This window comes from Nocardia sp. NPDC005745 (assembly GCF_040630775.1).
Classification (GTDB): Bacteria; Actinomycetota; Actinomycetes; order Mycobacteriales; family Mycobacteriaceae; genus Nocardia.
This window is the reverse complement of record NZ_JBEXYF010000015.1, coordinates 85,644-99,890: the sequence shown is the minus strand read 5'-3', so window position 1 is coordinate 99,890 and position 14,247 is coordinate 85,644. Positions and strand designations below refer to the sequence as shown.

Below are 14,247 nucleotides of genomic sequence, written 5' to 3'. Positions count from 1 at the left end.
TTTGCTGTACGTACGTGAGCCGCCTGTCGGCGCGATCTACTCTGACGTGGTTTGCCCGCGGTGCCTGCTCACCGGCCGTCACGCATCGACACCAGTCCGCCGAGCGTGCCGAGGTAGGCCGCTCCGTCGGGGCCGATCGCGATCCCGGCGTAATTGTTGTTGAAGCCCGGGCCCGTGCCGGACAGCTGTTTCCACACCGTCGCGCCGGTGCGGTAGTCGAGGGCGGTCCAGTACCACGGGTCGCTCGGCTCGGTGCCTTTCGTATAGGTGTAGATCAAACCGCTGGCCAGGGACAGCTTCGGTACCACCGAGGGTGCGGCTTCGACCGAGTTGGTCCAGGTGAGACGGCAGCCGTTGCCGTCGGCGTCGATGTCGACACGGGCGAACCCCGGGGTGGTCGTCTTGCCGGACGCGACCGCGTCGGGATGCGAATACCCGTAGTTGTTCTCCACAATGAGTGAGCGCCCCGCACCGATCAAGGAGTTCTCGGTTGCGCTGCGGCCGGGTTCGAACACCGGTACCGCGCAGACCTGCCGTTCGGCGACAGAGGGCGCCGTGCGGTAGACGACGACGTTCATCGGATCGGCGTTGTCGGTGATGGCGACATAGCCGTCGGGCAGGACGGTGGGCGTGGTGCCGGTTCCGTCGTCCACCTGGCCCGGCTTGCGCTGGTTGCTGTTGGCGTACGTGGTCTGCCAGGTGATCCGGGGCGCCCGGTCGGGTCCGGCGTCGAAGCGAAGGAGCTGCCGGTTGGTGGCGACGTAGACCTCGCCTGTCGCGCCGACGGCGAACGAGTTCTCGATCTGGTTCTCCGTGCCCGTTCCGAGCCGAACCACCTGCGCCGCACCGGTGTCCGGATCGAGGGTGCCGACCACGCCGTTCGTCTTGGCCACGAACCAGATCAGGCCGTTCGAGTCCGGCAGCGCGGAGTTCAGTGTCTCCTCCGGGCGCAGCACCTCGGTCAAGTCGTAGTCGCGTGCCAGCGAAAAACCGCCGGCAGTAGGGTTTTCGGCGAACACTTGAATATGTCCGGTGCTGGTGCCCACCACTGCGCGGTCCTCGTCGTCGAGGTAGAAGTACCCTCCGCCACCGAAGTTGTCGAAAGCGCCGGGCCGCAGCATATCGCCGGGAGTCTTGCCGGGCAGTGGATGTTTTCCCAGCACCGTCATAGTCGCGGGATCGATGAGATAGAGGCCCGGCTGCAACCCGAGGCACGTGGTGACGATCCGGCCGGCGCGGTCGAACGCGACCGAACCGCACTCGCTGCCGAGTAGCAGTGAATCGGTCCGCGGCGACCGGCCGAGCGGACCGGGACGGGTATAGGTATCGCTCATCCACCCGTCGTTGTGGATACCAGAATTGCCGTTCGGCGCCAGATGCGGGTTCTGCGGGACCGCTGAGACGCCGGTGACCGGCTCGCCGCTCGCGGCGGCACCGACGTATCGCGGCGGTTCCGGCACGGCTGGAACCGCAGGAATCGGCATCGCTGCGGCGGGCACCGCTACCGCGGCGAGGATCGCCGCGGGCAGCGCCGCGCGCAGGAGCTGGGACGAGAGGATGTGAAACACGAATGAACGGTATCCAGGTCCGGCGGGCCGCGAATCCCCCACACGAGTGATTCCGGGCAGGGTCGCGATTTCGCGCGGCCGCGACCGGGGTTCCGCGGGTCAGTACTGCTGCTGCCCCGCCAGTTGCTGCGCGATGAGCCCTTGCAGTCTTTGCAGGCCGCCGACGGTGATGCCGCTCTGGATCTGTCCCTCGATGGTGCGTACCAGCATCGAGTCGCTGAGCACCTTCTCGCTGGATTGGATCAGCACGGTGCCCGCGCCGGTGAACTCGAACTGACGCTCCTCACCGGAGTTCACGCCGAAGCGCGCCGCACCGGCGGCCAGGAAGTTCGAGATCCAGCGCTCGTCGTAGTGGTGGCTGGGAGAGGGGCAATCCGCCCAGCCGACCAGCGATTCCGGGTCGACGCGCAGCGGAGGCTCGGCGAACATGACCGGCCCGTTGGAGGAGGCGAGGAACTTGCCGGTGCCGATGAGGGTGAGGAAGCCGGGCACGATGGATTGGTTGAGCGACAGACCCGGTTCGAAGGCCAGCAGGTTCGCCGCCCGGATGGTCAGGTTGCCGTTGTCCTCGAGGTCATAGGAATTGATGTCGTAGCCGCGGTCGCCGATGATCAGCTTGCCGTGCCCCTCCGCGACGACGTAATCGCCGGTGAACAGCGGCGCCGAGAACTGCTGCGACACCATGTGCAGCAGCCCGCCCTGCAACCCGTGGGTGAGCATCTGGAACCGCATGTCGCCGTAATAGGCGATCATCGCGCCCTTGCGCATGAACCACGGCTTGTTCAGGTCGATGCAGTAGGCGTAGCTGTTTCCCGGGATGTTGTCGCTCTCACCGAGATTCATGGGGTTGAGGATCTGGGACATACCCTGCTCACAACTTCTCTTCGGAGGCCTGCACGTAGACGACGCCCTGCCCGGCGCAATGCAACTGCATCGCCTCGCCGGAACCGCGGCCCACGGCATCCCGCCAGCTCAGTGCCGCTTTGAGTTCGGTCTGCACGTTGCCGTAAGCGGCGACGAAGGCTTGCGGGTCGACCACGATCGGATTGGGCCCGCCCACTTGCAATTCCAGGAATCCGCCGTGCGCGAGCAGCACCGCGGCCCCCTGCCCGGACAGCTGGGTGGTGAACATGCCCTGCCCGGTCAACGCGCCCGAGGCGGCGCCACGCAGCGCGCCCATCAGGCCGCCACCGCCTCCGCCGCCCGAACTCATCACCGACACCACCGAACTCTGCAATCCGGCGGTGTTGGCCAGCAGCCGCGAAGCCTCGACGCGCAGCGTCGCGCCCGGCTGCATGTGCACCACGTGGACCTCCAGACCCGCGAATCCGTAGTGGACCTGGCCGTTGCCCTGCGCGAGCATGGTGCGCTCGTGCTCACCCGCCATCGCGCGGCCCGCCAGCCCCATCAGCCCGCCCATGCCGCCCATCCCCTGTGCCCCCGGAATCTGGTGGGGGGCAAACGAAACGTCGCCGGTATAGAACAGCATCGCGCCGTTGCGAGCGACCACACCGCCCGCCATCCCGACATCGACCTTGACGACTTTGCCGTTGATCTTCTCGAACACCCGCTCGCCCCTACCGTTCCGCCGGTTGGATCAACACCACGCCCTGGCCGTCCCAGCGCAGCGAAAACGCCTCGCCCGCATCCTGGCCGACGAAAGTGCGCCAGGACACGTCGGTGACGAAGGACTGGTTGAGGTTGCCGCGCGCCGCGACGAACGCGTCCGGATCCACTATCAGCGGGTACTGCGGGGAAACCTCCAGGTGGATGAGCGGACCGCCGGCCGAGAGCAGCGCGACCTGACCCTGGCCGGAGACGGTCGTGGTGAACAGGCCCTGCCCGCTGGACGCGCCGCGCAACCCGGCGAAACGCACATCGGTGCGCAGGTTCCCGGCGAACGCGAGCAGTTGCTGCGACTCCACCTGTAGCGTCTCGTTGTTCAGGTCGACCACGGTGACGTGCTGGCCGTTGACGGCGAAGAACACCCGGCCGTGCCCGGCGCACTCCATCAGCGACAGCTTCTCGCCGGTGGCCCGGCGCTTCAGCCCGGCGATCACACCGTCGCCTCCGCCGAAACCGGCCGCTTTGAACTGCACGTTTCCCTCGTAGGCAATCATCGAGCCGGAGATCGCGCGGAGGCTGGTTCCGGCCAGATGAGCCTCGATCACCTTCTTCGATTGCTCGAACAGTTGCGCCATGCGGTGTCTGCCTGCTGTCTCGATCGGGAACACGGTGCGATCGCCGTATTCCATCTGCGTGCCGTCACCCTAACCGATGTTTCGCGAGTGTCGGGGTAGCTCGGCAGTCGAGTACAAGCGCCGCGCAGCGCGTTTCTCGTAGAGTGTCATGCGAACGCACCGACAAGCGAAGGGTCGAACTTGTCCGCAACTCTCGCCAAGGGCCAGAACGGTCCGCTGGCCACCAACGACGTGGTGATTTCCGTCCAGCTCACGGCGCCGGCGGATCTGTCGGCACTACTGGTCACCGAGCGGGGCAAGGTCCGTTCCGACGCCGACTTCGTCTTCTTCAACCAGCCCAGCGGCCCCGGCGTCAACTTGCAGCCCGCGCCCGCGGGCCAGCCCGCGTCGCTGGCGGTGTCGTTGAACGCCGTGCCCGCCGACATCGATCAGATTCGCGCGGTGATCACGCTGGACGACGCGAACAGCAATTTCGGCATGTTCCCCGCACCGACCGCGATCGTGTCGGACGCGGCCGGTAATCGGTTGTACGAGTACCGGATCGAAGGGCTGAACACCGAGTCGATCGTGATCGCGCTCGAGCTCTACCGTCGTCAGGGTGCGTGGAAGGTGCGTGCGGTCGGACAGGGCTACGCGGGCGGTTTCGCCGCGCTGGTCACCGATCACGGTGTGACGGTCGATGATGCGCCCGCCCAGCCCGCGCAGGCGCCGCAGGCCCCGCCGCCGCCTCCGCCGCAGCCGGTTCAGCAGCCGCCCACCGCCCCGGCGTACCCGACCCAGCAGCAGGCGCCGCAGTATGCGCCGCCCGGCCCCGGTCCCGGCTATCCGCCGCCCGGCCCCGGCTACCCGCCCCCGGGTCCCGGTCAGCCACCGCAGGGCGGGCCGGGTTACCCGCCGCCGCCCGGCCAGGGTTATCCCCCGCCGCCCGCCCCCGGGGCGGGGTATCCGCCGCCCGGCCAGCCCGTTCCCCAGCAACCGCAGCAGCCCGCCGAGGTCAGCCTGAGCAAGGACCGCCCGGTCAGCTTGGTCAAAGGCCAGCGGGTGACCCTGCGTAAGGAAGGCGCCGCGCTGACCTTCGTCAAGATGGGTCTCGGCTGGGATCCGGTGCGCAGCCGCGGCATGTTCGGCAACCGCACGGTCGATATCGACCTGGACGCGTCGGTCATCCTGTTCGCCGACATGAACCCGGTGGACGTCGCCTACTACGGCCAGCTGACCTCGAAGGACGGCTCGATCCGCCACCAGGGCGACAACCTCACCGGCGAGGGCGAGGGCGACGACGAGGTGATCCTGGTCGACCTGACCCGCATCCCCGCGCACATCACCACGCTGCTGTTCATCGTGACCTCCTACAAGGGTCACACCTTCGAGCAGGTGCAGAACGCGTTCTGCCGCTTGGTCGACGGGACCAACAACGGTGAGCTGGCCAGGTACACGCTCGCCGGTGGCATGCCGTTCACCGCGATGGCGATGTCCAAGCTGTACCGGGTCGGCAACGACTGGAAACTGCAGGCGCTCGGTGAGGGCTTCCAGGCCAAGCATCCGGGTGAGGCGGTGCCGCAGCTCGGCCGGTTCCTCGTCAACAATTGACCACCGGCGGCGCGACAGCAGGGCAGACACGGTGATTCAACTGCAGGCCGGTCAGAACATCCCGTTGACCGGTGAGGTCGTTCGTTTCAGTGCGCGCGCCGAGGCTGCCCTCGACGTTTCCGCGCTGGTAGTCGCGGAGAACCTGAAGGTGTTCTCCAGCGACGATTTCGTCTTCTACAACCAGTCCGCCACGGCGGGGGTCGCGTTGACGGCCGACGGGATCACGATCACGCTCACCGATGTGCGCGCCGACGCGAAGGCCGTGCTGCTCGTGGTCAGCGCCGACCCGGCCGTCCCCGCGCGGGCCGACGGGCTCGGGCCGGTCACCGCCACCTTGTCCGAGAACGACAGCGTGACCGCGGAATTCGCGATCACCCCGTCGTCCGGTGAGACGGCGCTGATCTGCCTGGAGGTGTACCGGCGCGGTCCTGCTTGGAAGCTGCGCGCGGTGGGCCAAGGTTACGCGGGCGGTCTCGCCGTGTTGCTCACGGCGCACGGCGTCGAGGTCGACGGAGCGGCCACGGAATCCGGGCCCTCCGACCAACCCGGTACGCACACCATGGCCGGTCCGCTGGCGGGTGACGCGCAGATCGCCGCCGCCGGTGCGCCGCTGGAGGTCGGTCACGGCCTGGAACGGCTGTGGATGGTGTTCGAGGACGCCGCGCGATCGGCTGCCGCCCTGATCTCGGCGCGGGAGTACGCGGCCAAGCGGTTGGATCACGAACTGTCGCTCGCCGTCTCCGACCCGGCGACGAGGAATACTCCGGCAGCCGAGCAGGCGCGCCGGGTCGCGCAGCAACGGCACGACGAGTTGGTCGCCACCGCCGAGCGCAATCACGAGCGCGACGCCGAACAACTGATGGGCGAACTCGCCGAGGCCGACCGGGTGCTGCCGCCCGCCCTGGCCTCCTGGGACTCGCCCGTTTGGGACAAGCCGCCCGCACCGAGCGACGGTATCCGGCTCGGCGAGTTGTACGCGCTCGACCGGGGATCGGTGCGCATTCCGTATTGCGTTCCGGTGCCGCTGAACCGGCCGTTGTGGATCGATGCCGAATCGACCCGTGCGGTCACGCCCGTGGTGGGCGCGCTGCTCGCGCGGTTGCTCGCCACGGCGCCGCAGCGGCGGACGCTGCTGGACATCATCGATCTGACCGATGCGTTCAGCGGCTTCACCGGTTTGCTGGCTCCGGTGCTCAACGGCCCGCCGATCACCGACCACGCCGATATCTCGGCGCGGTTGCAAGCGCTGGTGGACGCCGCCGAACTGGCCGAATTGGCTTATGCGAGTGGCGCGTTCACACCGCCCAGCGAGCATCGGGTCCTGCTGGCCGCGGATTTCCCGCATGGCTATCAGAGCTCGGACGCGCAGCGGATCGGCGCGTTGATCACGCGTGGCGAGCTGATCGGGCTGTCCATCGTGATCGTCGGCGCCGACGAATCCGACTCGGCCGACACCACCGTGGCGATGCTGTCGCAGTCGTGCCGCCACCTGCCGACCATCGGCGGTACGCCGCTGTTCGACCCGTGGACCGGCAGCGCGTGGGAACTCGATCTGGACATGTTGCCGCAGGAGCCGGAACGGCAGGCGCGCTTCCTGCGCACCCCGTGAGATCGCCTGGTCAGCCGCGTGCGACCGCCGGTCGCGGTCGCAGCGGCTCCGGCAGCCACGCCAGCAGCGGGTCCGGCATACGGTCGACGATCCCGCCGACGGGGTCGTCGACGAAGTCGCGCCGCACCAAGTCCTCCTCGGGGCGGTAGATCTGGCGCACGATCAGGGCGCACAGTCCGAGTACCGCCAGATCACGCAGGGCGACGGTGCCGGTGAACCACTGCTCGGGCAGGCCCTTGCGGTCCAGGCCGAGGTAGTAGAACATGCGCGGCACCCAGACCAGCGCGTCGATGGTCATCCAGGCCAGCAGGATGCGCCGGTGCGGCAACGCCAGGACGGCCAGCGGCACCAGCCACAGCGAATACTGCGGACTCCACACCTTGTTCGTCAGCAGGAACGCCGCGACCACGAGGAAACACAGCTGCGCCAGCCGCGGCCGCTGCGGCGCCGTGAGTCCGATGTAGGCGATCACCGCGCACGCCGCGACGAACGCCAGCAGCGAGACGGCGTTGAGGATGGCGGGTTGCTCCCCGTGGGTCAGCACGCCGTCGAAGCCGGGCCAGCCGGTGAACGAGGAGATCACGTTGTAGATCGAGTCCGGGTCGGCATGCCGGGTGGTGTTGAGCCGGAAGAATTCCCGCCAGCCGTTCGGGAACAGCGCGGCGATCGGCAGGTTCACCGCCAGCCAGGTGGCCAGCGCGGCGCATACGGTGACGGACGCGGCGCCGAGCGGACGGGCACTGAGAAATTGGACGCGGTAGGGCGTCTCGCGGACCCACGCCAGAAAGGCGGGCCAGCTGTCGATATCGCGGATCCGCAGGCCGAGGTGCGTGCGCGGCGTGCGTTGCATCGTCTCGGTACGCAGGCACAGCACGACGATCGGACCGAGCAGCAGCAGGGGATACAGCTTGGCGGCGCCGCCGAGACCGAGCAGGATTCCCGCCAGCACGGGCTTGCGCCGGGCCCAGGCGAGCAGGCCGGTCGCGGCGAAGGCCGTCGCGAGCGCGTCGAAATTGGTGAACGCGTGCACGATCACCAACGGTGAACAGGCGATCAGCGCCGCGTCCCAGATCCGGCGGCCCGACAGCAGCGCCGACGCCCAGACGGTGATCAACCAGGCCATCGCCAGACCGAACGCGACGACGTTGAAGTAGATCACCACCTGCAACGCGCCGGGCAGCGGTGCGGCGTCCCAGCTCTTCGCGATCCGCATCGAGAAGTACTGGTACAGGCCCGAGAGCACCGGATACTCCATGTATCGCGTCTCCCGCCCACCGTCGGGAGTCTGCTCGGTCCATTGCTTCTTGTACGGGAAGGCGCCTTCGTTCAGCCGTTCCGCGCCGTAGAGCGGAACGGTGTCCGAGTAACACATCGCCACGTACTGGCGGCCGTTGTTCCAGTCGAGGGTGGGGCCGTCCGCGCCATCGGTCTGCTGGAGGCATCCCGCCTTGCCGAACCAGCCGAGTGCCAGGAACACCACGGTGAACGCCAGCAGCACTCGCATGGGCGTCCAGAACCGCACCCGTCCGATCAGCGCATGATCACCGACCGGCCCGCCGATCACCGTGGACAGTTGCGCGGCGAGGGAATCGTTGCGGCTCGGCCGGTCGCGCGCGTCCGCCGATCGCAGATCGGAGGCGAGCGGAGCGGGAGCGGCGTAGTACGCCCCACCGGGCACCATCTTCTGGTCCGACAGCGGCGCCCTCCCATTCCTCCGTGCCTCCACCAACTGCTGATCGGTCACGGAACCCGAGGCTACCCGGAGGGCGCCGCGCGGTCCGGATCGACTCGGGCACCGACCGCCTCGGCATCACAGCGCATGCCGACCGGGTTCATCGAAAGGGAGGCGACGCACAAGCCGGGGCCGACCATGGTGCGGTCGGCCCCGGCTCGCGACGACGATCTATCGACTTCGGGTGGGCGCGGTTCCGCTCGTACCTTCGCCGTTCCCGGAGTTGCCGCTGTTGCCCGGTCTCGGTGAGCCGGTGGCACTCGGCGAGGAACCGTCGGTCGGTGCGACCGGCTGGCCGGGCAGCGGGCCCGCGTCCGACTCACGTTGCTGTTGCGGGCGCTGCTGCTGCGGTGCGGGCTGGATGCCGGGCACCGGGATGGTGATGCCGGGCAGGATCTCCACCTGGGTCGGCGCGACCACGACCGGCGGCAGCAGGGGGGTGTCGACGGTGGTCGGCGGGGTGTAGGGCGCCGACCACTCGGGGACACCGGCCTGGCCCTTGATCGGCGCGGGCTTCGGGAACGTCTCGTTGCGGCTGCCCGAGAGCGCGCCGTCCATGGTCGCCTTCCAGATGTCGGAAGGCAGACCCGAACCGTAGATCATGCCGCCGCCATAGTTGCGCAGTGCCGAGTTGTCGACGCTGCCGACCCACACGGCGGTGGACAGCGACGGGGTGTAGCCGACCATCCAGGCGTCCTTGTTCTCACCGGTGTCGCCGAGCTGCGCGGTACCGGTCTTGGCTGCCGACTCGCGGCCGTTGGCCAGCCCGTGGTTGCGGGACCAGCCGGCGATCGGCTTCATCGCGGCGGTGACATTGTCGGCCACCGCGGCCGAGACGCGCTGCTCACCGGCCACTTCGCCGCGATCGAGCAGCACCTGGCCGTCGGCGGTCACCACCTTCGTCACGAAGTGCGGCGCGTGGTAGACGCCGGAGGCGGCGAGCGTCGCGTAGGCGGAGGCCATGTCCAGCGGCCGGGCTTGGTACTGACCGAGCACGATGCCGTTGTTCGGCCCTGAACCGTCCGACTCCGTCAGGGTCTTGCCCACACCCGGGATGGTGTCCGGGATGCCCAGCCGGTGACCCATGTCGGCGATCTTCTGCGGACCGTTCTGCATGTCCAGCTGCATCCGGTAGAAGCTGGTGTTCAGCGATCGCTTCAGCGCTTCGGCGATGGTGCACATGCCGCACTGCTCACCTTCGACGTTGGTGATCTTGATGCCGTTCACCGTGAGTGGCGAGCTGTCGTACATCTGCGACAGCGGAATGCCCTGCTCCAGGTTGGCGGCGAGGCCGATGACCTTGAACGACGAACCGGTCTGCAGACCGGCGTTGGCGTAGTCGTAGCCCTGACCGTCGCTGCCCCCGTAGTAGGCGCGCACCGCGCCGGTGTGCGGATCGATCGAGACCACCGCCGTGCGCAGCTGCTCCGGCTCGCCTTGCATCTTCGACGTGGCGGCGTCGACCGCCGCCTGCTGCGCCTTCGGGTCGATCGTGGTGGTGATCTGCAGTCCCGAGGTGTTCAGCTGCTGCTCGCTGATGCCCGCCGCCGCGAGTTCCTTGAGCACCTGGGTCTTGATCAGTCCCTCGGGGCCGGAGTCCTGCTCCTTGTCCTGGGTCGACGCGAGGGACACGACCTGCGGGTACTGCAGGCTCTGCCGCTCGCCCGCGCTCAGGTTGCCCGCGGAGACCATGCCGTCGAGCACGTAGTTCCAGCGTGTCTTCGCGCCCTCCGGGTTCTTCTCCGGGTCCAGGCTGGAGGGCAGCTGGATGGTGGCGGCCAGCACCGCGCCCTCGGCGACGGTCAGTTCCTGCACGGGCTTGCCGAAGTACGCCTTGGACGCCGCGTCGATGCCGTACGCGCCGCGACCGAAGTAGATGGTGTTCAGGTATGCCGCGAGGATCTCGTCCTTGCTCCACTGCCGCGCCATCTTGGCCGAGATGACCAGCTCGTGCATCTTGCGGGTCAGCGAGTGCTCGTCACCGACCAGCGCGTTCTTCACGTACTGCTGGGTGATCGTCGAACCACCGCCCGCGCTCTCCTTGCCGAGGACGTTGTCCCTGGCGGCACGCGCGAAGCCGGAGATCGAGAAGCCGGGGTTGGTGTAGAAGTCCCGGTCCTCGGCGGCCATCACCGCGTTGCGGACGTGCGGCGGGATCTGCTCGATGGTGACGTCGGTCCGGTTGCCCTCCGGCGGCACCACTTTGCTGATCACCGTGTCACCGTCGGAGGCCAGGATGGTCGCCACCTGGTTGGTCTTCAGGTCTCCCGGCTGCGGCACCGACACCGTGGTGTACGCGGCGAGGAAGATGCCACTGGGCAGCAGGATGGCCAACGCGATCAGGACATAGAGGGTGCGCCGCACGATGCGCCACGGCGACTTCTTCTTCTGCGCCGGGCGCCTGCCCGGCCCATCGGAGCCGTCACCGTTGCCGCCGCCACGGCGGGGCGGCGGACCCGACGGCGGGCCGCCCGCGGTCTGCCCGCGTTCACCGGTGGAGGGCCCACTGCCCGGGACGCGACGTCCCTCACGGTCCACCGCCGGACGCGCGCCGGTGGCCGGACGCGGGCCGGTGGAGGGGCCGCGCCGGTCGCGGTCGGCCACCGCCTCGGTCAGCGAGCCCGGCCGCTGGATCCGCTGGGTCTGCTGCGGGGCGGGCGCACCGCCGGCGGGCGCGCCGCTGGCGGGCGCACCGCGATTGGGCTGCGGCGGCCTGCCCGGCTGCGGCGGACGGCCACCCTGCGGCGGTCGTCCCTGCGGCGGGGGGCCGGGACGGCGCGGCGCCTGTGGGCCGCGTGGCTCACCGGGGATGGGACGCCCCCCGGGCGGCGGAACCGGCCGGGCGCCGGGCGGCGGGCCGGGACGGGGATTCTGATACGGGTTGGGACTTGGACGTGAACTCTGTGGAGGACGGCCGCCATGTGGCTCATCGCCGTAGGGGGAAGTCTCGTAGGGCGAATTCACTGACAAGATCTCCATAACTCGTAGCGGTCCAAGTGGCTATCAGCGGTAGTCGTCACCGTGGCGGACGCATGCCGGCTCCGCGAGTCACCCGACTGGCGAATGACCTGGCACTTCATTCGGCGGCGGTGCGCCGGTTCGCGCGTGTCCCGGTGCGGCGGCGTGGCGGCGCAGGCGTGGAACCGAGCACATAGGACTGCACCAGATGATTCCAGCTGCAGGTCCTGCATACCTCGACGACATGGACCGAGAACTCCTCGCGCGTCTCGGCGAGGCGCACGAGTTCCTCGGGTGTGCGAGCCGATCCGGCGACCGGCCCGAGGCCGTCGCCGAAGACCCAGGATACGAGGGTCAGTTGTTCCTTCCGGCAGATGGGGCATGTGACCTCACTCCCCCGACCGTGGAACTTCGCCGCCCGTAAGAGGTAGGGATTCGCATCACACACCTCGGCGACATCGACTCGGCCCGCATAGACGTCAGCCAGCAGCGACCGGCGCCGGAGGGCGTAGTCGACAACTTGCCGCTGAATTCGCACGAGAACCAGAGTAGCGGTGTTGGAATCGGGCCGCCCCGGGCTGTGCGGATTGACCGGCTCCGGCGGGTGCCGGATCCGGCGCGTCGCGCCGTTATCCGGATTACGATCCGTCTGTGTCCACCGCAGCATCCGGGCGCACGCGAGCGCGTGACCTCGACCGCGCCACCGTGTCCAGCCTGCTGGATGCCGCCTACGCCGAGGGCCAGCTCGGCGCCGACGAGTACCACGACCGAATCGCGCAGGCCGCGGCGGCGAAAACGCTCGGCGAACTGGCCGCGCTCACCGCCGATCTGCAAACCCCCGCCGCCGCGCGCGGGTTCACCGCGCAGCGCTCGTCGGCCACGCGAAAAGTATTGCGCCGCTCGGTATCCGGAGGAAGTTATCCCGATCACACCCGGGCGCGCGATGCCGATCGCGCCACTACTCGCGACCTGCTCGACTCCGCCCGCGCCGACGGCCAGCTGTCCGAAGAGGAGCACGACACCCTCACCGAACTCGCCGCGGAGGCGCGCACCCTGGGCGATCTGAAGGATCTGGTCTCGGACTTGCAGCGGGCCCGCGATGTCGCCCCCGCGCCGCGGCCGCCGCGTTCGCGTCGCCGTCAGTGGTACGTGGGTGCGGTGACCGTGGCCGCGCTGCTGGCCGCCTGCGCCGGATATCTCGCGGTCACCCGGGAGGCGGAGGAACCGCGACCGGCGGCGCAAGCCCTGCCCGTGCTGGACCAAGGGGCGGTTCAGCCTTTGGTGATCCCTACGCCGAGCCCGCACACCACCGAGGGAATCACCACATTCCTGCGCAACTACCAGCGGAAATTCGGCGACCTCCAAGTCGACGAGCTGAATATGTACGAGGATTACGCCACGCTCGTCCGGGCGGTGCCGGGCCAGCCGAACCGGAAGGTCGCCTACGACTACCGCGGTGGTTTCGCCCAGTCCGGGAAGATCGAGACGCGCAAGGCCGACACGCCCTCGGTGGACCTGGGCACGTTGAACGCGGAGGCGATCGGCAGGGCGCTCACCGACGCGGCCACGATCACCCGGGTGCCGGGCGGCGCTGTGTCGCATTTCATGGTGAGCGCGAACGGTGACAGGGGCTCCGCCGAACCAACCGTCACCGTTCATGTGAACAATTCCGTCAGGGAGAGCGGCTACTTCACGCTGACCCCGGCGGGCGAGATTCGCCTTGTCCGGCCGTTCAAGGGATAGGCGATGGCGACCACTCGATACAGCGGCATCCGCGCCCGCGACACCGACCGCGCCGATGTCTGCGGCCTGCTCGACGCAGCGCTGGCCGATGGCCAGCTCACCGCGGGCGAGCACGCCGCGCGGACCGCGGAGGCGATGCGAGCCAAATCCTTCGGCGAACTCGACGCGCTGATCGGTGATCTACAGATTCCGGGCGAACTCGCGAACGCCCCGGTGGTCCGCGTCGACCGCAGGCGGCCGCGGCGCTGGCTGGCGCCGGTCTACACGATCGCTGCCGCCCTGGTCGCCGGTGCGATGGTTGGTGCGATCAGTCGTTGCGGCATCGATCTGCCCGGGTCGTCGGAGAAGGTTCCCGATATGACCACCGGTGCAGGCCTGGCCTACTTCCTCGCGGAGTACCGGGCCGAGTTCGGCGACCTGATCGCCGACGATGTCACGCTGTACCCGAAGTACGCCAGCGTGGACCGGCAACAGCCCGGCAACGCAGCCCAGACGGTCGACTACAACTATCGGGGCGACTTCCGCACCTCGCGGACCTCCGAGCGCAATGCGGGGACGCTTACCTTCGACCTCGCCACCGTAGACGTGCCCGCCATCGCCCGGCTGCTGGCCGGCGCGCCGCAGACGGTGCGGTGCCCGGACGGCGAGATCAGCTATGTAAGCCTGGAGTTCGACTCGCCCGGCGCGGTCGACCGCGGTCCCGTGGTGGTTATCCACGTGAAGTGCAAAGGCGGCGACACCGGGTACGCGAAGGTCACTTTCGCGGGCGAGCCGATCGCCGTCTTCCCGCCCTCTCACTGAACCAGCGCAACGCCCGTTCGTGGCCGCCGTCTGTGCACAGATGTA

11 protein-coding genes are annotated in these 14,247 nt (G+C 68.8%); 4 read left to right on the top strand and 7 right to left on the bottom strand.

Features of this window, described 5'->3' with window-relative positions; translation table 11 throughout:
* Window positions 1-68 precede the first annotated feature (68 nt).
* From ABZ420_RS17885 to ABZ420_RS17870, 4 genes are all read right to left on the bottom strand, one after another.
* Window positions 69-1,568: a hypothetical protein gene (locus ABZ420_RS17885; RefSeq protein WP_357123608.1), complete on the bottom strand. Its 1,500-nt coding sequence runs from the start codon at window positions 1,566-1,568 to the stop codon at window positions 69-71.
* Window positions 1,569-1,667: 99 nt separating this feature from the next.
* On the bottom strand, window positions 1,668-2,432 hold the full coding sequence (locus ABZ420_RS17880; protein ID WP_040871210.1) for an AIM24 family protein: 765 nt from the start codon (window positions 2,430-2,432) through the stop codon (window positions 1,668-1,670).
* A 7-nt stretch (window positions 2,433-2,439) separates the two neighbouring features.
* Window positions 2,440-3,135 carry an AIM24 family protein gene (locus ABZ420_RS17875; protein ID WP_357123605.1) on the bottom strand — a complete coding sequence of 232 codons (696 nt, stop codon included), beginning with the start codon at window positions 3,133-3,135 and terminating at the stop codon, window positions 2,440-2,442.
* Between the two features lie 10 nt (window positions 3,136-3,145).
* Window positions 3,146-3,769 carry an AIM24 family protein gene (locus ABZ420_RS17870; protein WP_357123824.1) on the bottom strand — a complete coding sequence of 208 codons (624 nt, stop codon included), beginning with the start codon at window positions 3,767-3,769 and terminating at the stop codon, window positions 3,146-3,148.
* A 180-nt stretch (window positions 3,770-3,949) separates the two neighbouring features.
* Here ABZ420_RS17870 and ABZ420_RS17865 point away from each other — a divergent pair, with 180 nt between their 5' ends.
* Window positions 3,950-5,359 carry a TerD family protein gene (locus ABZ420_RS17865; RefSeq protein ID WP_357123602.1) on the top strand — a complete coding sequence of 470 codons (1,410 nt, stop codon included), beginning with the start codon at window positions 3,950-3,952 and terminating at the stop codon, window positions 5,357-5,359.
* A 31-nt stretch (window positions 5,360-5,390) separates the two neighbouring features.
* Window positions 5,391-6,968, top strand: a complete 1,578-nt coding sequence (locus tag ABZ420_RS17860; protein WP_357123599.1) for a TerD family protein — start codon at window positions 5,391-5,393, stop codon at window positions 6,966-6,968.
* Window positions 6,969-6,978: 10 nt separating this feature from the next.
* On the opposite strand, the gene ABZ420_RS17855 is transcribed toward ABZ420_RS17860, so the two are convergent.
* From ABZ420_RS17855 to ABZ420_RS17845, 3 genes are all read right to left on the bottom strand, one after another.
* A complete protein-coding gene (locus ABZ420_RS17855; RefSeq protein WP_357123821.1) occupies window positions 6,979-8,649 on the bottom strand; it encodes a glycosyltransferase 87 family protein in 1,671 nt (556 codons plus the stop codon).
* 222 nt (window positions 8,650-8,871) lie between these two features.
* On the bottom strand, window positions 8,872-11,238 hold the full coding sequence (locus tag ABZ420_RS17850) for a transglycosylase domain-containing protein (RefSeq protein ID WP_357123818.1): 2,367 nt from the start codon (window positions 11,236-11,238) through the stop codon (window positions 8,872-8,874).
* Between the two features lie 538 nt (window positions 11,239-11,776).
* On the bottom strand, window positions 11,777-12,196 hold the full coding sequence (locus tag ABZ420_RS17845) for a DUF5318 domain-containing protein (RefSeq protein WP_040871200.1): 420 nt from the start codon (window positions 12,194-12,196) through the stop codon (window positions 11,777-11,779).
* Between the two features lie 113 nt (window positions 12,197-12,309).
* Between ABZ420_RS17845 and ABZ420_RS17840 the strand changes: the two genes are divergently transcribed.
* Both ABZ420_RS17840 and ABZ420_RS17835 read left to right on the top strand, forming a co-directional pair.
* On the top strand, window positions 12,310-13,401 hold the full coding sequence (locus ABZ420_RS17840; RefSeq protein WP_357123596.1) for a DUF1707 domain-containing protein: 1,092 nt from the start codon (window positions 12,310-12,312) through the stop codon (window positions 13,399-13,401).
* A gap of 3 nt (window positions 13,402-13,404) precedes the next feature.
* The gene (locus ABZ420_RS17835) at window positions 13,405-14,202 is read left to right on the top strand and encodes a DUF1707 domain-containing protein (RefSeq protein ID WP_357123593.1); all 798 of its coding nucleotides are present in this window, start codon (window positions 13,405-13,407) and stop codon (window positions 14,200-14,202) included.
* Window positions 14,203-14,247 lie beyond the last annotated feature (45 nt).